Source organism: Bacillus sp. CDB3 (genome assembly GCF_002081505.1).
GTDB lineage: Bacteria > Bacillota > Bacilli > Bacillales > Bacillaceae_G > Bacillus_A > Bacillus_A cereus_AT.
In genome coordinates this window covers 128,461-148,563 of the sequence record NZ_ALBR01000014.1, presented here as the reverse complement: position 1 = coordinate 148,563, position 20,103 = coordinate 128,461, and the positions used below count along the sequence as shown (strand labels likewise).

Here is a 20,103-nt window from a genome sequence, read left to right as displayed (position 1 = left end):
AGCAAATGAAAACAACATAAAATAATAGAATTTAGAAAAATAGCCCTCCACCAGACCCTTTTTGGTCAGATGGAGGGCTATTTTTTTCATATTTTGACAAGCTGAGGTGAGATAAGCCTGCATTTGGACAGACTTCAGCCCCCGAAACCGAGCATATCGATAGCCATGGAGTTCTTTGGCGTCCGCAAAGCTTCGCTCTATAGTTGAACAGCGTACTTTATACAACTTTTTCCCTGTAACTGTTAGCTTGTTTTTTCTAGCGATATCTTTATATTTCTCCCATACATGATGAGTGATAACTTTTTGTTTCTGTTTCTTTGAAAAGCACACCTCACGTAGCGGACAAACAGCGCAGTCTTCTGGATTCGATTTATATTGACGATATCCTTCGCGATCCGTTGTCGCATACTCTAAAATACATCCCATCGGACAAGCAAATGCATTCATTTCTTCTACATATTTAAATTGGCTTTTCGGTACTTCTTTATTTCGCTTTCCAAATCGGCGATACCCCATCACCATAAATATATTTCTTTCTGATAATTTCTTACAGATATAACCTGTAAAATAGCCTGCATCAAGAGCTACAGCTTCCACCTTAAATCCGAATTTATTAATTTGAGCTTGTAGACGTGCTAAATACGGCTCGGAATCTGCCATATTTCCAGCCGTTATATAGGTATCTGTAATGATATTGTACTTCGCATCAGTTGTACGATGATCTAAGAAATGAAAACCGTTCGGTTTTCCATCTCTCATTAAAAATCCACTATCTGGATCCGTAGTGCTTATACGAGTTTTTTTAGTAGGGGTATCACTTTCCTTTCTAGGTTTTAATTCTTTTTTCCGTGTACCTCACGATCTTCGATTACCGCAGCTTCTAGTTCATCTATATAAAACTTTGCCTTTTCTTTTTTATATTTATGTACAAATTTATTTTTATTAGCATTGGCCTTAATATGTGTAGAATCTGTCATCAGTGCACGTCCTCCCACCATCCGGTTCTCCGTCGCTTGCCTCACAATCTCATCAAAAATTTCTTCGAAAATATTTGTATGAATAAAACGGGTACGGCGATTCCAACTGATTGTAGAATGATCTGGAATAGTATCTGATAGAGAAAACCCTAAAAACCAACGGTAGGCGATATTCGTTTTAATCTCCTTTTCCAATTGACGCTCAGAACGAATACCATAAAAATATCCAATAAACATCATTTTGAATAAAACGATAGGATGGATTGACGGACGTCCATTGTTTTCACAGTAATAAGGGCGTAACTTCTCCTCAATAAAATCAAAACGAATTGTCGCTTCAATCGCACGAAGGAAATGATCTTGTGGAACTAACTCTTCTACAGAAACAGATACACGTTCATCGCGATGATTTTTTAAAGCACCCATCATAAGAAATCTCTCCTTTTCCTCTTTTTTATCAGTGTTGACACATAAAAAGAGGTTCAGACACAAAAACAGGCTGTGGAGAAGACTTTCTCCACAGCCTGAAGAAAATGCCACCGAATAAGGTGGCATTTTCTTTTATTCATTAACGAATAACTTTTCGTTTACTTTTTTAGCGACTACCGCTACCGAAATTAAAATGCATATTAAATATAGCAATTTCGCAATAAATAACCACCCTTGAAACATTACAATTCCATCTATTATCTCATTTCCTTTCAATAACAAAAACGGAATCGTGCTAATTATAATAACAACCTCGATACTGAAAACAATTTTCTTTTTTCGACTATATGCTTTCCATTCATCCCAGCGATACATAGGAGCAAAAATCAATACTCCTATACATAATATAACTGGTACCCATTCACTTTTAAGAAATTGCCCTGAAATAACTGATAATAGTAAACAAACGAGCACACCATAATACCCTATTTTCTCTCTCATTCGTACTCCCCCATTCTACTTCGCCTTTAATATGTAACTTGCTATGCTTATAACAATTCTTAGAAAAATAACAACTACAAGTACAATATAAAGACCTTTTGCAGAAGACATCCATTCTTGAAAAATAGACATTTTCTCCATCTGTTTCTGCCCTTCTATTAAAATAAACCCTATGAAAAATGAGCAAACAACAGTGATACCTATCATAATTCCAATACTTTTCTTGCTATATTGTTTCATATCATCCCAGTTATATAACAGTACAAAAACAAACCCGAAAACAGGTATGATACTTACCCATTCATTGTTTGTAAACTGACTTAAAATGATTAATAGACTGCAAGATATGATGAATCCCCAAAATCCAATTTTTTTGTGCATAGCCCCTCCTTAAATTCCATTTTTAGGATTAATTGTATTGTAACATCCATTTCTCATTCTTACCATTACAGTACATGAAATTTTTCTTTTTTCTATACTCACATACTTTCACTGCTTTCATACAATGAACTACACAAATGCCTAAAGGATGTGAATGTTATGGGAGTTGAATTAACGCTGTTGCACGCTCTCTATATTCTTTGTTTACTCACTATTATTACCTTTTTTATTCTCCGGAAAGATACGACGATTATTTGTATCGTTTTTATCTTTTTATTAGCATTAACCGCTACAAGTTCTATCCCTCTTGCTATTAGCGGTATTTTTCAAAGTTTCATTTACGCCATTACTGAGCTATTACCAACAATATAGATAATCCTCTAACAAAAATCATAACGAACTAGTGAAGCTACAGACCGTACCATGGGTGGGCGACCTATATATATGTCGGTCTGATAGATGAAAAAAACACACCACATTTTTAAAACTTTTTCAGGCATAAGGCGTGTTGCTGAGAACGATTCTAACGAAATTAACTTTTACTTGATAGGGGGTTACCCTATAATTAAACTAACGGGCAGGTTACTTGAAAAAGGAAACATCTCCAGTCTAATTGTATAATCATAAAAAGGGGTGATTAGTCTTTGAAAAACATTTCGAAAAAACAGGAAATATTACTCGATGAAGAAATTGATGAACAAGAGTTTGTTAGCATAATCAATAGCATTTACAAGCAAGAGTGTTATATCTATGCGATTATTCCTGAATATGAACAAGACCTATTAAATGAACTTTCAAATGACTTTATTGAAGTTAATAAATTCCCGTTACCACGTACTTTTCCAAGGGAAATGGGTTATATGGGTTATTTAAAAGACAGTCAAAAACGATATATCTATGAATTTTATTTACGGTCAACTACAATGGATTATCTGATATTTTCCGAGACCGATGTATCGGAACAATTAAGTAAATTAACCAAAAAGAATTTGGACATTTACAAAATGCTTCAATTAAATAAGGTTCCTCATATAACCATTGGTCCCGATGGTCAATGGCTAAATATAGTTGAGTATTGAGTAATTTCTTTTTCAACTAACGGGGGCTTTACTTTAAGAGGCTGTATCTTGCCATTTGTTAATAATGAATAGACATTTTTGATAAAAGATAATTTTGCGATGGTTTCTAAAAACTTTTGGGAGGTCTTGCTGCGATGACAGAAAATGAAAAGAAATTGATTGAACAGATATATGACAAGGTAGTATCAATGGAAAAGAAGGTCGATAAGTTGGACGGTAGAATGGTTAATTTAGATATTAAATTAACCTCGGTAGAAAGTAAGATGGACGATTTAAAGAATGTACATACTGGATTGCAAGCTACATTCGAAAAAGGCTTTGCTGATGTACGTAAAGGATTAAGTGAGATAATCGAAATAAATAAAAACAGAAAATCAGCAAGGGAAATCGTTGAGGGCATCGCTGGGAATGGAAAATAAAAGGCGTTTTTATAAGTTGAGAAAAAACAAATGGAAAAGTTATGTGAAAGTGTTTATTCTTTATTTCATTATATTGATCCTATATGCTGTATTGTTTGAGTCTGGTAAAGAGTATATGGAGGTAAGAATGGATAATGTTCTTTTACCGCAATTATATTTAGCTGTAGGACGTACGCTGTTGGGATTGTCGGTATGGCTTCTTCCGAATAAGTTAGGTATTAAGATTCCTTTTATTTGTAAAATTATTATATATGTCATTACGATGATACCAGTGTTTATCTTTTTAGATGTGTTGGGTTTGTTGTAGTAGTAGAGGTTGATACTTCCCCCCCTATCCGACTGGAAATAAAAGTAAGGATATGACCTATCTTTACACATATCTCAGCTGAACCCAAATAAAGACAGAAAAGGAATCCGGTTCTTTATAGAACAGATTCCTAATGTCCGCTAATGCTTGTTGCGTGATTTTGTTCCATCTTTATCAGGTGACTTCGTTATTCAAGGTGCACCGAAATTAACTGCAGATGCTGCTAGTCTGCCTGTTTCCAGCGTTGTTTCTGCCAGTGTTCCCCTCGTAATTGTTATGGGCATTGTGACAACTTCCGTCGCATTTTTCTTCTTACGAAAAGAATTTCATACAGGCTTATCTATACAAGAATCTATTCCATCAACTGAGTCTTCTAAAACTCTCACTATATTATCTCCTCAGACAAAAAAATGGCTCGCTATTTGTATTCCGATCGTATATGCCATCGATATCCTTTGCATGATTCAATTTAAACTACAAGGAAGCGACGCAACAGCACTTATCGGCGGGACGACTGTTATTATGATTGTCATCATTTCTCTCATCGCCTACAAAGGAAATGGACTAAATAAAACGACCGATTATTTTATAGAAGGGCTCTAATTTAGATTTAAAATCTTTGGTCCAGTTATCCCAATCGCTGCACTCTTTTATTTAGTAGATAGCGGCTTTGTAAAAATTATCGGGGACTATTTACCGAAAGGTTCACATGGAATCATTAACGACTTAGGGATCGCCTTATCTCAAACTGTTCCTTTAAACCAATATGTATCGGCAGGTACATTAACTATCGTTGGTGTCATAACAGGCTTAGATGGATCTGGCTTTTCTGGTATATCACTCGCTGGTTCGATTGCAAACCTTTTCGGAACAGCGCTTGGGCACATTAACAGCACTTGGACAAATTGCTGCTATATGGACTGGGGGCGGTACATTAATTCCTTGGGCGCTTATTCCTGCCGCTGCCATTTGTAAAGTTGATCCATTTGAACTTGCACGCCGAAACTTTTTATCGGTTGTGATTGGCTTAATTGTCACCACAATCGTTGCGATGTTTATTTTATAACGTAAGCAATTGTTCTCTTGCTTACGTTATTTATTGTGAAATCCATCATGTATTACTGACTTTCAAAAGGGATTACGTATATGTTAGCGAAATTATATTAAGAGAGTATTTATTTCAAAACGTTTACGAGAAACAGATTACTTCCATTAGAAAAGGGGACATAACTATGAATGAATTGATTTTCGTCTTATTAATTTGTCCATTACTTATCTTTATCGTTTCTGTTATTGGAACACGTAGAACGAAAACGTATTACGTAATGCCGATTGTAACGTTTGCTAGTTTTTTAATAATAGGTGTTATCGCCCTTACTCCAAAATTTTTCTTTTGGGTTGGTATGTACAGCATCTTCTCATTTATTGTTTCTTATATGACTCTATTGTTTGTAAGAGGATATGAAGTTGCAGAAAACGCTAAATAGTTATTAGCAAGGAGATTATAATATGATTTTCTTTGATGTCGATGGAACTTTACTTGATTATGAGACTGCTGAGAAAAATGGTATCTCGCATTTCTTCCAAAAGTATAATGATATTTTTTCAGGAAACGAATTAGAGGCCACGAAACTATGGCATGAATTATCCGAACAATATTTCAACAAATTTTTATCCAAAGAATTATCTTTTCAAGAACAACAAGGGATGCGAATGTATCATTTATTTAAAACATATGGAGTAAACTTATCACCCGGGGAATCTCAGCACAAATTCAATCAATATATAGAACTATATAAGAACAACTGGACCGTGTTTGAAGATGTACTCTATACATTACAATCCTTACAGCAAAGAGGATATTCATTGGGCATCATTAGTAATGGCGACTATGAACAACAAATCGAAAAGTTAACTGCTCTAAACATTCTACAATATTTCAAATACATATTTACTTCTAGTGAAATTGGTATTTCGAAACCAGACCCAGAAATTTTCCACAGAGCCGGATTACAATCGAATCTTGAAATGAAAGATTGCTATTATATTGGCGATCGATTAGAAACAGATGCAATTAGTAGTACAATAGCTGGAATGCATGGGATTTGGTTAAACCGGAACGACTCACTGCTAAAATACGATGTGCCCACAATACGTTCTTTACGCGAATTTTTAACAACGATATAAAAAGACGACCGCGTTCCCCCGCAGTCGTCTTTTTTCATATTACGCTGTAACCCAAGCCTCGTCCGCTGGATTTTTACGCCACTCTTGTAATTTTTTCGTTTCAGCTTGTCCAATCATACCTTTTTCTGCTGCAACTTCAGTTAATGCACTGTAATCACTTAAAGAATATGACGCTACGTTAGCTGCTTCTAATTTTTCTTTTCCTGACTCTAGCTCGTATGTGAAGATCGATACGATTCCTAATACTTCACAGCCAGCTTCGCGAAGTGCTTCTACACATGTAATTGCACTACCGCCAGTTGAAATTAAGTCTTCTACTACTACTACTTTTTGGCCCTTTTCAGCTTTTCCTTCGATTTGGTTCCCTTTGCCGTGACCTTTTGCCTTACTACGTACGTAACACATTGGTAAATCCATACGATCGCTTACCCATGCAGCGTGCGCAATACCAGCAGTTGCTGTTCCTGCAATAACTTCTACAGTTGGGAAGTGCTCTTTAATTAACTCTTCTAATCCAGCTGCAATCGCTTGACGTACTTTTGGATAAGATAATGTTAAACGATTATCACAATAAATTGGTGATTTCATACCAGAAGACCAAGTAAATGGATCATTCGGTTGTAAAAATACTGCTCCAATTTCTAATAAATGCGATGCGATTTCTTTTTTCATACTGTTACACCTTCCCACTGTTGTTTTACTGTTTTATACGCTTCAAGCGGATTTTCTGCTTTTGTAATACTACGTCCAACTACGATGTAGCTTGAACCAAGTTCCCTCGCACGTTTCGGTGTTGCTACGCGCACTTGGTCATTTACATCATCGCTTGCAAGACGAATCCCCGGTGTTACTGTTACAAATTCATTTCCGCATACTTCACGTAATTTTGGAACTTCAAGTGTTGAACAAACAACTCCATCAAGTCCACTTTCTTTCGTTAATTTTGCATAATGAGCAACCGCTTCTTCTAACGTTTTCTCAATGCCGATCTCTTTTTTCATCATAGCTTCCGAAGTGCTTGTTAGTTGTGTAACTGCAATACAAATCGGTCTCTCTTTTCCTTCTTGCTTACCTTCCTCTAATCCCTCAATCGCAGCTTTCATCATACTGCTTCCCCCAGCAGCATGAACATTTACCATATCAACTTCTAGACTAGCTAGGCTACGCATAGCGCTTTTTACTGTATTCGGAATATCATGAAGTTTTAAATCTAGGAAGATCTTATGCCCTTTTTCTTTTAAGTACGTAATAATCGCAGGGCCTTCTTTGTAAAATAACTCCATACCAACTTTGACAAATAACTCTTCCCCTTCAAAGTGGTGTAAGAATTGTTCTACATCTTGTTTCCCTGGAAAATCTAGTGCAACAATTAACGACTGTGACATGTTTGCTTCCAGCTCCTTCCTTGACACTCCGAAATATGATCAAATCCTAATTCATCTAGTAATGCTGGTAACTCTTCAATAATTGTCGGACATACGAACGGGTCTATGAAGTTCGCTGTACCTACTGCAACCGCGCTTGCGCCAGCATAGAAGAATTCAATTACATCTTCCGCAGTTTCAATACCACCCATTCCGATAATCGGAATGTTAACCGCTTGACTTACTTCATGTACCATACGAATTGCTACTGGCTTAATCGCTGGCCCTGATAGTCCGCCCGTACGGTTTGCTAAAATCGGTTTTGCAGTTTTTAAATCTAGACGCATACCAAGCAATGTATTAATCATCGTTAAACCGTCCGCACCCGCATTTTCAATTGCTTTTGCAATCTCCACAATGTTTGCCACGTTGGGTGACAATTTCACATATACCGGTACTTCAGAAACCTCTTTTACTCGCTTCGTTAAATCAGCAGCAATTTCAGGATTTGTACCAAAAGCGATACCACCCGTTTTTACGTTTGGACAAGAAATATTTAATTCTAGCGCATGAACATTAGGTGCCTTTGAAATTTCCTTCGCAACTGCTACATAATCCTCAGCTTGTGAGCCAGCAACATTTGCAATAATCGGAAGATCAAATTGCTCGAGAAAAGGTAATTCAGAATTCATTACCTTTTCTAATCCAGGATTTTGAAGCCCGATTGCATTTAGCATTCCGCCTGGTGTTTCAGCAACACGAGGTGTTGGGTTTCCATAACGAGGCTGTTCTGTTGTCGCTTTAATCATAATTGATCCAAGTACACTTAAATCATAGAACTGTGCATACTCACGACCAAATCCGAAGCAACCAGATGCTGGGATGATTGGATTTTTTAATGATAACCCTGGTAATTCAACTTGCAATCTGTTCATAGTACAACCTCCCCGATTGGAAATACTGGTCCGTCGCTACACACCTTCTTGTAAGAATGTCCACTCGGATCTGCTTGCAGATGGCATACACATGCGAAACATGCTCCAATACCACAGCCCATACGCTCTTCTAATGAAATGTAGGCTTTTCTCTCTTTATAGCGTCCTTCTAATGCACGAAGCATCGCTAAAGGTCCACATGAGTATAGAATGTCAAAGTCAATTCCATAGCTATCAATTACATCTGTTACAAAGCCTTCTGTACCATGCGTACCATCAACTGTTGCAACATACGTATCACCAAGCTCTGCGAATTTCTCTTCATAGAAGACAACATCTTTCGTTTGGAAACCTAAGATGTGAATAACGCGTACTCCCTTTGCTACAAGACGCTGTGACAATTCATATAGTGGTGGTACACCAATTCCCCCTCCAACTAATAGAGCCGTTTGTCCAGCTTCCGCTTCTTCTACAGGAAAACCATGTCCAAGTGGTCCTAACACATCTACAAGTTCGCCTTGTTTTCTTTTTGCTAATGTTTTTGTTCCTTGTCCTTCCGCACGATATAGCATTGTAAATTCGTTCTTATCTTGATCGACATTACAAATACTAATTGGGCGGCGCAGAAGGGGCGTGATGCCCTCTGCTACCTTAATGTGTACAAACTGCCCTGGGTCGTTCATTTGCTGCACAAGATCCCCTTGAAGCACTAATTCGTAAATGTTTTTTGCGATTTCTTTTTGGTTAACGACGATCATATTTTGCTTTTGCATCATGCATGTACCACCTCGTGACGCTTCGTTTGCGTAATTTCTTTCATTGAATGAGCTGAGAATGTCATAGATTCTAATACTCGTAAGATTGCTCTCGTTGTATCAAGTGATGTTAAGCAAGCCACACCATTTTCTACTGATTCACGGCGAATGCGGAAACCATCACGCGCTGGTTGTTTGCCTTTTGTTAATGTATTGATTACAAACTGTGCTTTTCCTTGACGGATAATATCAAGTAAGTTGTAGTCTTCAGAATCAATTTTGTTTACAACTTGCACTGGGATATTTTGCTCTGCTAATGTTTGTGCTGTTCCAGCTGTTGCTAATAAGTTGTAGCCGATTTCGTGGAAACGTTTTGCAATTTCCATTGCCTCTTCTTTATCTTTATCCGCTACAGTAATGATTACTGATCCGTGCGTTGGAATGTTAATTCCTGAAGCAACTAACCCTTTGTATAATGCTTTTTCAAGAGTTAAGTCTTTACCCATTACTTCCCCTGTTGATTTCATTTCAGGTCCTAATGTTGTATCAACTGAGCGTAGTTTCGCAAATGAGAATACCGGTGCTTTTACATACACTTCCTTCTCTTCTGGGTGATAGCCAGTTCCATATCCTTGTTCTACAAGGTTTTGCCCTAAAATAACTTTCGTTGCAACATTCGCCATCGGTACGCCTGTAATTTTACTTAAGAATGGTACTGTACGGCTCGCACGTGGATTTACTTCAATTACATACACTTCATCTTTGAATACTACAAACTGAATGTTTAGTAATCCAATAATGTTTAATCCTTTTCCAAGTGCAATTGTATGTTCAATAATTTGTTCTTTCAGTTTTGCAGATAAGCTTTGTGGTGGATATACTCCGATTGAGTCACCAGAGTGAACTCCAGCGCGTTCAATATGTTCCATAATACCTGGAATGAATACATTCTCACCGTCTGAAATTGCATCTACTTCAATTTCTTTACCAACCATGTAACGGTCGATTAATACTGGGTGATCTGCGTGAACTTTAACCGCATTTTTCATGTAGTGCAGCAGTTCTTCTTGACGATATACGATTTCCATCGCACGTCCACCTAGTACGTAAGATGGTCTTACTAATACTGGGTAACCAATTTTGTCAGCGATTGCTACTGCTTGCTCTACAGTCGTTGCTGTTTTACCAACTGGTTGCGGAATACCAAGCTGTGTTAGAGCTGCTTCAAACTTATCACGATCTTCTGCACGGTCTAAATCTTCAAGTGATGTTCCTAAGATTTTCACACCGTGAGCCTCTAACTTAGCAGCTAAGTTAATTGCCGTTTGTCCACCGAATTGGACGATAACACCTTCTGGCTTTTCTAAATCGATAATGTGCATTACATCTTCGATTGTTAATGGCTCAAAGTATAATTTGTCAGAAATACTGAAGTCTGTTGAAACTGTTTCTGGATTGTTATTAACAATGATTGCCTCATATCCAGCTTCTTTAATTGCCCATACAGAGTGAACTGTTGCATAGTCAAACTCAACACCTTGACCGATACGGATTGGACCAGACCCTAGTACAACAACACTCTTACGATCTGTTATAACCGATTCATTCTCGTCACCATATGTGCTGTAGTAGTATGGTGTTGCAGATTCAAACTCTGCCGCACAAGTATCTACCATTTTATAAACAGGAGTTATATTGCTTTCTTTACGCATATCGTAAATTTCACGCTCTGTTTTGCTCCAAGCATTGGCGATGTAATGGTCACTGAAGCCCATTTCTTTCGCTGATTGTAATACTTCCATATTTCCTGCATTTGCTTTTACTTCGCGTTCCATGTTTACGATATTTTCAACTTTTTGTAAGAAGAAGAAGTCCATTTCACACCAATCGTTGATTTCTTCTTTCGTTACACCTTGACGAATTGCTTCTGCTACAATAAACAGTCGCTCATCATCAGCTTTTATAATGCGTTTTTTCATTGTCTCTTTATCAAGCTCTTTTAAATGCTCTAACTCTAAGTGATAAACGCCAAGTTCTAAAGAACGAACCGCTTTTAATAATGATTGCTCTAAGTTACGTCCGATTGACATAACTTCACCAGTTGCCTTCATTTGTGTACCAAGCGTTCTGTTCGCTGATTCAAACTTATCAAATGGCCAACGTGGAATTTTTGAAACAACATAGTCTAATGCTGGCTCGAAACAAGCGTATGTTTTTTGTGTTACTGGGTTTATAATTTCATCTAATGTTAAACCGACTGCAATTTTTGCCGCTAATTTAGCAATTGGATATCCAGTTGCTTTAGATGCTAGTGCAGATGAACGACTTACACGTGGGTTTACTTCGATTACATAGTATTGGAAGCTATGTGGATCAAGTGCAAGCTGAACGTTACATCCGCCTTCAATTCCTAATGCACGAATAATTCTTAATGAAGTGTTTCGTAACATTTGATACTCACGGTCACTTAATGTTTGGCTCGGTGCTACAACGATAGAATCACCTGTGTGAACCCCAACTGGATCGATATTTTCCATGTTACATACTACAATCGCGTTATCATTCGAATCACGCATTACTTCATATTCAATTTCCTTACAACCAGCAATGCTCTTTTCTAATAAACACTGTGTCACTGGACTATGTTTTAAACCACCTGATACGATTTCAATTAATTCCTCTTCATTACTACAGATTCCGCCACCTGTTCCCCCCATTGTAAATGCTGGGCGAACAATAACTGGATAACCAATTTCTTTTACAAATTCATGTGCTTCTTCTAGCGTATGAATAATCGTACTAGATGGAATTGGTTCATTTAATTCCTGCATTAATGTACGGAATAAATCACGATCTTCCGCTTGCTCGATTGCTGATAATTTTGTTCCTAAAATTTCAACTCCACACTCTTCAAGTATGCCTGATTTCGCAAGTTCAACAGCCATATTTAGACCTGTTTGACCACCTAATGTTGGTAGGATTGCATCTGGACGTTCTTTACGAATGATACGGCTTACGAATTCTAATGTTAATGGTTCTATATATACTTTATCTGCTGTTGCAGTATCTGTCATAATTGTTGCTGGGTTAGAGTTAACAAGGATTACTTTGTAACCTTCTTCTCTAAGAGATTGACAAGCTTGTGTACCAGAGTAATCAAACTCTGCGGCTTGCCCAATTACAATTGGTCCTGATCCGATTACTAAAATTGTGTTAATGTCTAGGCGTTTTGGCATAACTCTTCCCCTTCTTTCTTGAAGTTTTCAATCATTTCTAAGAAATCTTCGAATAAATCATTTGCATCTTCTGGTCCTGCTGAAGCTTCTGGATGATATTGTACTGTAAATGCTGGGAACTTCGTATGACGAAGACCTTCTACTGTTCCATCATTTAAAGCGACATGTGTAATTTCAAGTTCTGTATTTTTAACTGATTCTTCTTCTACTGCGTAACCATGGTTTTGAGATGTAATTGCTACTTTTCCAGTTGCAAGGTTTTTTACTGGATGGTTTAAACCACGGTGACCGAATTTTAACTTACTTGTATTCGCACCAGATGCTAGTGCGAACAATTGATGTCCTAAGCAAATTCCGAATAAAGGAACTTTACCGATAATGTCTTTTAGCATTTCAATCGCTTCTGGCACATCTTTTGGATCTCCAGGTCCGTTACTTAACATAATTCCATCTGGGCTAAGGCGTAAAATCTCTTCTGCTGTTGTATTGTAAGGTACTACAATTACATCACAATCACGCTTATTTAATTCTCTTAAAATACCATGTTTCATTCCGAAGTCTACAAGTACAACTCGGTGTCCACGGCCTGGACTTGGGTATGGATCTTTCGTTGATACGCGTTTCACGTGATCTGTAAATACTGTCGCTTTTAATTGACTCACGATGTATTCTACGTCTGCATCCATGTTACATAGACGTCCACGTAATGTACCGTATTGACGAATTTTTCTCGTTAATTTTCTCGTATCAATTCCTGCTAACCCTGGGATGTTTCTTTCTTTTAAGTAATCATTTAACGAAATTTCATTACGGAAGTTTGATGGGTGATCACAAATTTCGTTTACGATTAAACCATTTACAGATGGGTGAATCGATTCAAAATCGTCACGGTTGATGCCGTAGTTTCCGATTAATGGGTACGTGAATGTTACGATTTGACCGCAATATGATGGATCAGATAATGTTTCTTGATATCCAGTCATTCCTGTTGTAAATACAACCTCACCTGACTTTTCGATTTCTCCTCCGAAACCTTTTCCAATTAATACTGTTCCATCTTCTAAGATAAGTTGTCTTTTCATACTAATGCACTCTCCTTTTGCCATGCGATCTTACCACCAACGATTGTCATTACCGGCCATCCTTGGCATTTCCAACCTGCGAATGGTGTATTTTTTCCTTTTGATAAGAATGTTGTTGGGTCAATCTCTTCTTCTTGTTCTAAATCAATGATTGTAATATCAGCTGTTCTACCTTCTTTCAGGCGACCTGCTTCTAAGCCGAATGTATCAGCTGGCTTTTCTGTTAAAAATTGAATTAACTGCTCTAATGTAATAATTCCTTTTTTCACAAGGTTTGTGTATAGAAGTGGGAATGCTGTTTCAAAACCAGTAATTCCAAATGGTGCTCTTTCAATTCCTTGTGCTTTCTCTTCCGCTGTATGCGGTGCATGATCAGTTGCAATCATATCGATCGTTCCATCTAATAAACCTTCAATTAGTGCTGCATGATCTTCTTTTCCACGAAGCGGTGGGTTCATTTTAAAGTTAGGATCAGCTGATGGGATATCATCTTCACATAACACTAAGTGATGAGGTGTTACCTCTGCTGTTACTTTAATTCCAGCGCGTTTCGCATCACGAATTACGCGTACAGAGCCTTTCGTACTTACGTGACATACGTGATAGTGACAATCTGCCGCTTCAGCAAGCAGTATATCCCTTGCAATATGTACAGATTCACATACTGATGGGATACCGTTTAATCCGTGTTTCTCAGAAAACTTCCCTTCATGTACACAACCTTTATTAATAAGAGTATTCTCTTCACAGTGCGCAACTACTGCCATATTTAATTTCGCTGCACGCTTCATAGCAGCTAACATCATGCTCGCATCTTGTACGCCTACACCGTCATCAGTGAAAGCAAATGCTCCAAGCTCTTTTAACGTTTCAAAATCAGTCATTTCAGAACCTGCTTGACGTACTGTAATTGCTCCATATGGTAATACATTTACGTGTGCTTTTTCTTTAATACGTTTTTGCAGGTCTTCCATATGCTCTTTACAATCTGGTACTGGGCGTGTGTTTGGCATTGCGCAAATTGTTGTAAATCCACCTTTTGCTGCTGCAAGTGTTCCTGTTTCAATTGTTTCTTTATGTTCACCACCTGGTTCACGAAGATGTACGTGTACATCTACTAATCCAGGTGCGATTAACTTTCCATTTACGTCGATTACTTCAGCATTATCTGCCGTAATATTTTCTGCTACTTTCGCAATTTTACCGTCTTGTACGAGAAGATCTGTTGCTACAATGTTTCCTTCTTCATTCATATAACGACCATTTTTAAACAAATAATTCATGTTTCATTCCTCCTAATACATTTGGTAAGGCGCGTTTTAGTACAGCCATTCTTACGTAAACTCCATTTTCCATTTGTTTGAATATGCGCGAACGCTCACACTCAACAAGTTCACTTGCAATTTCAACATCACGGTTTACAGGAGCTGGATGCATAATAATGCTTCCTTCTTTCATACGTTTTTCTCTTTCCACTGTTAATCCATGTTGCTTGTGATACTCTTTCATAATGTCTGTTTCATAATGATCATGACGCTCGTGTTGTACACGAAGTAACATCATTACATCCACTTCTGGAACAAGTTCATCTAATGATTTGTATGTTCCAAATGTGTTATCTTCATCTTTCCACTCTTCTGGGCTTGCAAAATAAATTGTCGCGCCCAGTTTCGTTAATGCTTCTGCATTAGAACGTGCTACTCGGCTATGCCGAACATCTCCAACTATTGCAATCTTCAAACCTTCAAATCTTCCAAACTCTTGTTTAATTGTTAGAAGATCGAGCAGACATTGCGTTGGATGATTTCCACATCCATCTCCAGCATTCAAGATTGGAATGTTTACTTGATCTTTCAGCTCATCGAAGTAACGATCTTGCTCATGGCGGATGACTACCGCTTTTGTTCCGACTGATTCTAGTGTTCTTATCGTGTCGTATAAAGTTTCTCCTTTTTGTACGCTAGATGCATCTGCTGAAAAGTTTAAAACGTCAAGTCCTAATCTCTTCTCAGCAACTTCGAAGCTAAATCTCGTTCTCGTACTATTTTCAAAAAACAAGTTTGCTACAAATGTTTGCTCTGTTGTTTTGCTTTCTTTTCCATTCGCAAAATCTTCTGCGTCTTTTAGGATTTCTGAAATTTCTAGTTCCGATAATTCACTCATCGTTAACAAATGGTTCATCGTCATCCCTCATCTTTCTGATTTTTATGTTATCACTTTTGTATTTATATAACAATATCTGTATAAAAATACCCTAGTCATGTGAGACTAGGGTGCAAGGAAGAAGCCACCCTTTTCTGTCTCACAGGACTGATTTAAAAGGTTGTTTTTATGAAGCAATCTGCTTAGATTGTTTTATTTGTTTTGTTTCTGGTAACAGTAGATTTAACAGTACACCTACAATCGCCGCTAGTGCCATTCCTTCTACTTGGAACGATTCTCCTACGTGAAGTACCGCCCCACCAATGCCGATTACTAGTATTACTGATGCAATCATTAAGTTTCGTTTGTCGCTTAAGTCTGTTTTATCATCTACCATCATGCGTAATCCGCTTGATGCGATTACACCGAATAGTAAGATTGATACACCACCCATAACTGGTGTTGGTATGGAGTGGATCAGCGCGGAAATCTTACCGACAAACCCAAACACGATTGCGAATACTGCTGAACCGATGAATAAGTATACACTATACGCTCTCGTAATTGCTAGCACACCGATGTTTTCACCGTATGTTGTATTCGGTGGTCCACCGATTAGTGATGCGATTAATGTTGCTACACCATCACCGAATATCGAGCGATGTAAGCCTGGTTTTTCAATTAAATCTCTTTTAATAACATTTCCAAGAACAATTTGATGTCCGATATGTTCTGAAATTGTTACTAGTGCAACTGGTACCATTAAAAGTACAATCTTCCACGAGAACTCCGGAGTGTATGTTACAAACGGTACTGTGAAATCTGGTACAACAAACCATTTTGCCTCAGCTACCGGCTTTAAGTCTACTAGCCCTTGGAAGTAAGCAAAGATATATCCGCCGATGATGCCAAGCAGTACTGGTATTATGCTGAAAAATCCTCTTCCGAATATAGAGCAGATAATTGTAATTGCTAATGTTACTAATGCTACTGAAAAGTGTGTAATGCTATACTTACCATCCGCACCGTTCATCGCCATGTTCACCGCTGTATGTGCTAAAGCTAAACCGATTACCATTACGACTGGTCCAACTACGATTGGCGGAAGTAATTTCATTATCCACTCTGACCCAGATTTCTTAATTCCGAGTGAGATTAAGATGTACACAAGTCCCGCAAGCATTCCTCCAAGCATTGCTGCTCCAGGTCCACCTGCTGTTTTTGCTGTAATAATTGGTGCAATAAAGGCGAATGATGATCCTAAATATGCTGGCACTTGACCTTTCGTTATAAGAAGAAACGCTAGCGTTCCTAATCCACTTGATATTAAAGCTACTGATGGATTCAGTCCTGTTAAAAACGGAACAAGCACTGTTGATCCAAACATCGCGAACAAATGTTGTATACTTAATAATAACCATTTTCCCGGTTTCGGTACTTCATGAATGTCTAACACTGGCTTTTGTTCCATTGTTACATCCTCCTTCAGTTATAATCTTTGCAATAAAAAAACTCTTTGTGCCTGTGCACAAAGAGTCCTACACTTTCGTATGCCAAATTTGACATATGAAAGCCAAGACCCTTTGGCAGCCTCACAGGACTACATTTAAAAGGGCTTTACTTATCGTATATGCTTACTCGATCTTGTTGATCTGTCTCTTGCAAATCAACTTCGATACGCTCTTCACTAGATGTTGGAATGTTCTTTCCTACATAATCAGCGCGAATTGGTAATTCACGATGACCTCTATCAACAAGAACAGCCAATTGGATTTGTGATGGTCTACCTAAATCCATAAGAGCATCCATTGCTGCTCGAACTGTTCTTCCTGTATATAACACATCATCCACAAGGATAACTTTTTTCTTCGTAATATCTACAGGAATATCAGAACCTTTTACAAGTGGTTCTTTATGTTTCGATTGTAGTGTTAAATCATCACGATATAACGTAATATCTAACTCTCCTACTTCCATCTCTTTTCCTTCAATTTGACCAATTCGTTCTGCCAAACGTTGTGCAATAAAAATTCCACGTGTTTTTATTCCGACAAGAACACAATTATCGACACCTTTATTTCGTTCCACGATTTCATGACTAATTCGTGTTAAAGCGCGGCGAATCATTTGGTCATCTAAAACGACAGCTTTCTCTTGCATGCTCTACACCTCCAAGCTTATTTTCTTGCGTGAGAGTAATGGTATAAAAAAAGTCCTCTCAGCGTGTGCGAGAGGACTTTTGAAAAAAGGGTACAGCATACCCTAAGTATTTCAAACCGTTACCTTCTCAACCTCACGGGGCTGTGTTAAAGGATCATTATTTAACTATTGTCAGTATCTCAGTTTTCTTACGATTTGTCAATACTATTTCCGTAAAATATTTAATGCTTCTTCAAACACTTCTGGAATCGGTGCTTCAAACTCAATATATTCACCAGTACGAGGGTGATCGAAACCTAAAATTCCTGCATGAAGTGCTTGCCCATTCATATCTAATGTTTTCTTCGGACCATACTTCGGATCTCCCGCAAGTGGATAACCAATATATTTCATATGGACACGAATTTGGTGCGTACGTCCCGTTTCTAAGCGACATTCTACAAGTGTAAAATCTTTAAAGCGTTCTAACACTTGGAAGTGCGTAACAGCATTCTTACCATTTTCATCAACTGTCATACTTTGACGCTCTTTCTTATCACGACCAATTGGCGCATCAATCGTTCCCTTATCATGCGGAATAACACCGTGTACAATCGCTTTGTAACGTCTTGTTACTGTTTTTGCTACAAGTTGATTTACAAGCGATTCGTGCGCCATATCATTTTTAGCAACCATTAATAGTCCAGATGTATCTTTATCAATACGATGAACGATACCAGGACGCATTACACCATTAATACCTGATAGGTCTGTACAATGATGCATAAGTCCGTTTACAAGCGTACCACTTGTATGTCCTGGTGCCGGATGTACAACCATACCACGTGGCTTATTTACAACGAGTACATCTGCATCTTCATAATGAATTTCTAAATTCATATCTTCCGCTTTAATATCAAACTCTTCTGGGTCAGGAATTGTTACTGTAATTTCATCATTTCCTTTTACTTTATAATTCCCTTTAACTGATTTCCCATTTACTGTGACAACAGCATCTTTAATCCATTGCTGTACTTGTGAACGTGACCATTCACTGTTTATTTCTGCAACGAATTTATCGATTCGCTCGCTTTTTTGTTCTTCTGCAACTGTTACTTGTACTACTTCACTCATTCAATTACTCCTTCGTTTTCTTTCCTTCTAATACTGTTTGAATAATAATTAATACAACTCCAATACATAATGCTGAATCAGCTATATTGAATACTGGATAGTTGTACGAGAAAATATACACGTGAATGAAATCCACTACTTCTTGTCTAAATACACGATCAATAAAGTTACCAATTGCTCCGCCTAAAATCAGACCTAATGAAATACCTAGAAGTTTGTCCGTTTTTGCATATTTTTTCATATAAAATACGATAAATGCTACGAAAACGACTGTAATAATGTAGAAAAACCACATTTTATTTTCTAAAATACCCCAGGCAGCTCCTCTATTTCGATGTGATGTTATGTATAATACATTATCGATAATCGGAATGCTCGTACCCAATTCCATGTTCTTTACAATTAGCCACTTCGATATTTGATCGATGGCAATGACAAATAACGCTATTACATAATATATCATTTTCATTTCCCCCACAAAGACAGTGTACCTCAAAATTTTAGCATAGCTGCTACCTTTTCACAATGAACCTTTATAGAAGAATAAAATAAATTAAAAAAAGGTAATATAATATCGTTGTGCGCATTCATACATTTACCTTTTCATAGAAAAATTCATGAATCGTACGGGCAGTCGGCATTGTTTTCATTTGTTTTGTAGGAATTGCTCTCCCAGTTTCTTCACAAATACCGTACATATCTATTTCCATTTTAAACAATGCACGTTCTACATCTTTTAAATCCTCTTTTATATCATGTAATAGCAGTTTTTTCTTTATCTCTTCCTTAATTTCATATCCAAGCTCCCCGCTAAACTCTGTATCATATTTGTGCATGACTTCTTTAGCTAGTCTCTCTTGCAACTCTTTTCTCATCAATTGCAATTCTTCTTTTATTTCCATATACATTTCATTCACGTGTACATTCCTCCCAGCTGCAATGTACGATTAGTGTGTCCGAAATTCTCATGCTTACCTCACACACATTTTTCCTTCATAGGAAAGAGAGTGAAAATTATTTCAATATATTATCAACG

Annotated in this window: 21 protein-coding genes and 2 pseudogenes; 7 read left to right on the top strand and 16 right to left on the bottom strand. The window is 37.5% G+C overall.

Annotated features, from left to right (window positions below; translation table 11 throughout):
- The 3 genes from CDB3_RS05130 to CDB3_RS05120 all read right to left on the bottom strand — a co-directional run.
- Positions 1–1,406 (bottom strand): IS1182 family transposase gene (locus CDB3_RS05130; RefSeq protein WP_256869613.1). Its coding sequence is split into 2 segments (ribosomal slippage), with 1,407 coding nucleotides annotated over them: positions 1–845 and positions 845–1,406; the frame shifts between segments, so codons are not numbered across the junction. This gene is flagged as partial in the annotation.
- Positions 1,407–1,538: 132 nt separating this feature from the next.
- Positions 1,539–1,907: a YoqO family protein gene (locus CDB3_RS05125; RefSeq protein WP_128853668.1), complete on the bottom strand. Its 369-nt coding sequence runs from the start codon at positions 1,905–1,907 to the stop codon at positions 1,539–1,541.
- A 15-nt stretch (positions 1,908–1,922) separates the two neighbouring features.
- Positions 1,923–2,288, bottom strand: a complete 366-nt coding sequence (locus CDB3_RS05120; RefSeq protein ID WP_113735497.1) for a YoqO family protein — start codon at positions 2,286–2,288, stop codon at positions 1,923–1,925.
- A 159-nt stretch (positions 2,289–2,447) separates the two neighbouring features.
- Between CDB3_RS05120 and CDB3_RS05115 the strand changes: the two are divergent.
- From CDB3_RS05115 to CDB3_RS05085, 7 genes and pseudogenes are all read left to right on the top strand, one after another.
- Positions 2,448–2,657, top strand: a pseudogene (locus CDB3_RS05115) (hypothetical protein); the annotation flags it as partial.
- A 275-nt stretch (positions 2,658–2,932) separates the two neighbouring features.
- Positions 2,933–3,367, top strand: a complete 435-nt coding sequence (locus CDB3_RS05110) for a hypothetical protein (protein ID WP_071746819.1) — start codon at positions 2,933–2,935, stop codon at positions 3,365–3,367.
- Between the two features lie 134 nt (positions 3,368–3,501).
- A complete protein-coding gene (locus CDB3_RS05105; RefSeq protein WP_128853667.1) occupies positions 3,502–3,786 on the top strand; it encodes a chromosome segregation protein SMC in 285 nt (94 codons plus the stop codon).
- A 16-nt stretch (positions 3,787–3,802) separates the two neighbouring features.
- Positions 3,803–4,093 carry a hypothetical protein gene (locus CDB3_RS05100; protein WP_256869611.1) on the top strand — a complete coding sequence of 97 codons (291 nt, stop codon included), beginning with the start codon at positions 3,803–3,805 and terminating at the stop codon, positions 4,091–4,093.
- 168 nt (positions 4,094–4,261) lie between these two features.
- Positions 4,262–5,159: pseudogene (locus CDB3_RS33055) on the top strand (hypothetical protein); the annotation flags it as partial.
- Positions 5,160–5,325: 166 nt separating this feature from the next.
- The gene (locus tag CDB3_RS05090) at positions 5,326–5,580 is read left to right on the top strand and encodes a YbeF family protein (protein WP_097830933.1); all 255 of its coding nucleotides are present in this window, start codon (positions 5,326–5,328) and stop codon (positions 5,578–5,580) included.
- A 22-nt stretch (positions 5,581–5,602) separates the two neighbouring features.
- The gene (locus CDB3_RS05085) at positions 5,603–6,280 is read left to right on the top strand and encodes an HAD family hydrolase (protein WP_128853666.1); all 678 of its coding nucleotides are present in this window, start codon (positions 5,603–5,605) and stop codon (positions 6,278–6,280) included.
- A 39-nt stretch (positions 6,281–6,319) separates the two neighbouring features.
- Here CDB3_RS05085 and pyrE read toward each other — a convergent pair whose 3' ends face one another.
- From pyrE to CDB3_RS05020, 13 genes are all read right to left on the bottom strand, one after another.
- Positions 6,320–6,952: an orotate phosphoribosyltransferase gene (gene pyrE, locus CDB3_RS05080; RefSeq protein ID WP_000711455.1), complete on the bottom strand. Its 633-nt coding sequence runs from the start codon at positions 6,950–6,952 to the stop codon at positions 6,320–6,322.
- Positions 6,949–7,665: an orotidine-5'-phosphate decarboxylase gene (pyrF, locus tag CDB3_RS05075; protein ID WP_097830931.1), complete on the bottom strand. Its 717-nt coding sequence runs from the start codon at positions 7,663–7,665 to the stop codon at positions 6,949–6,951. The genes pyrE and pyrF overlap by 4 nt, the downstream gene beginning before the upstream one ends.
- Entirely contained in the window at positions 7,650–8,579 is a 930-nt protein-coding gene (pyrD, locus tag CDB3_RS05070) for a dihydroorotate oxidase B catalytic subunit (RefSeq protein WP_001081053.1), read from the bottom strand. Before pyrD ends, pyrF begins: the two co-directional genes overlap by 16 nt.
- Positions 8,576–9,355, bottom strand: a complete 780-nt coding sequence (pyrK, locus tag CDB3_RS05065; protein WP_000983346.1) for a dihydroorotate oxidase B electron transfer subunit — start codon at positions 9,353–9,355, stop codon at positions 8,576–8,578. Before pyrK ends, pyrD begins: the two co-directional genes overlap by 4 nt.
- Positions 9,352–12,570, bottom strand: a complete 3,219-nt coding sequence (gene carB / locus CDB3_RS05060; RefSeq protein ID WP_097830930.1) for a carbamoyl-phosphate synthase large subunit — start codon at positions 12,568–12,570, stop codon at positions 9,352–9,354. Before carB ends, pyrK begins: the two co-directional genes overlap by 4 nt.
- Entirely contained in the window at positions 12,555–13,652 is a 1,098-nt protein-coding gene (locus tag CDB3_RS05055) for a carbamoyl phosphate synthase small subunit (RefSeq protein ID WP_128853665.1), read from the bottom strand. Before CDB3_RS05055 ends, carB begins: the two co-directional genes overlap by 16 nt.
- A complete protein-coding gene (gene pyrC / locus CDB3_RS05050) occupies positions 13,649–14,935 on the bottom strand; it encodes a dihydroorotase (RefSeq protein ID WP_128853664.1) in 1,287 nt (428 codons plus the stop codon). The genes CDB3_RS05055 and pyrC overlap by 4 nt, the downstream gene beginning before the upstream one ends.
- Complete coding sequence (pyrB, locus tag CDB3_RS05045) at positions 14,919–15,833, bottom strand: aspartate carbamoyltransferase (RefSeq protein WP_097830927.1); 915 nt, start codon at positions 15,831–15,833, stop codon at positions 14,919–14,921. The genes pyrC and pyrB overlap by 17 nt, the downstream gene beginning before the upstream one ends.
- 148 nt (positions 15,834–15,981) lie before the next feature.
- A complete protein-coding gene (uraA, locus tag CDB3_RS05040; RefSeq protein ID WP_128853663.1) occupies positions 15,982–17,265 on the bottom strand; it encodes a uracil permease in 1,284 nt (427 codons plus the stop codon).
- A 146-nt stretch (positions 17,266–17,411) separates the two neighbouring features.
- Positions 17,412–17,954: a bifunctional pyrimidine operon transcriptional regulator/uracil phosphoribosyltransferase gene (gene pyrR / locus CDB3_RS05035; protein ID WP_001156489.1), complete on the bottom strand. Its 543-nt coding sequence runs from the start codon at positions 17,952–17,954 to the stop codon at positions 17,412–17,414.
- A 204-nt stretch (positions 17,955–18,158) separates the two neighbouring features.
- Positions 18,159–19,067 (bottom strand): RluA family pseudouridine synthase, encoded by a 909-nt coding sequence (locus CDB3_RS05030; protein WP_097830925.1) that lies wholly within the window; start codon positions 19,065–19,067, stop codon positions 18,159–18,161.
- 4 nt (positions 19,068–19,071) lie between these two features.
- A complete protein-coding gene (gene lspA, locus CDB3_RS05025) occupies positions 19,072–19,530 on the bottom strand; it encodes a lipoprotein signal peptidase LspA (RefSeq protein ID WP_000642178.1) in 459 nt (152 codons plus the stop codon).
- Between the two features lie 124 nt (positions 19,531–19,654).
- Positions 19,655–19,984, bottom strand: coding sequence for a TraR/DksA C4-type zinc finger protein (locus tag CDB3_RS05020; protein ID WP_097830924.1), 330 nt, complete (start codon positions 19,982–19,984; stop codon positions 19,655–19,657).
- Between the last annotated feature and the right edge of the window lie 119 nt (positions 19,985–20,103).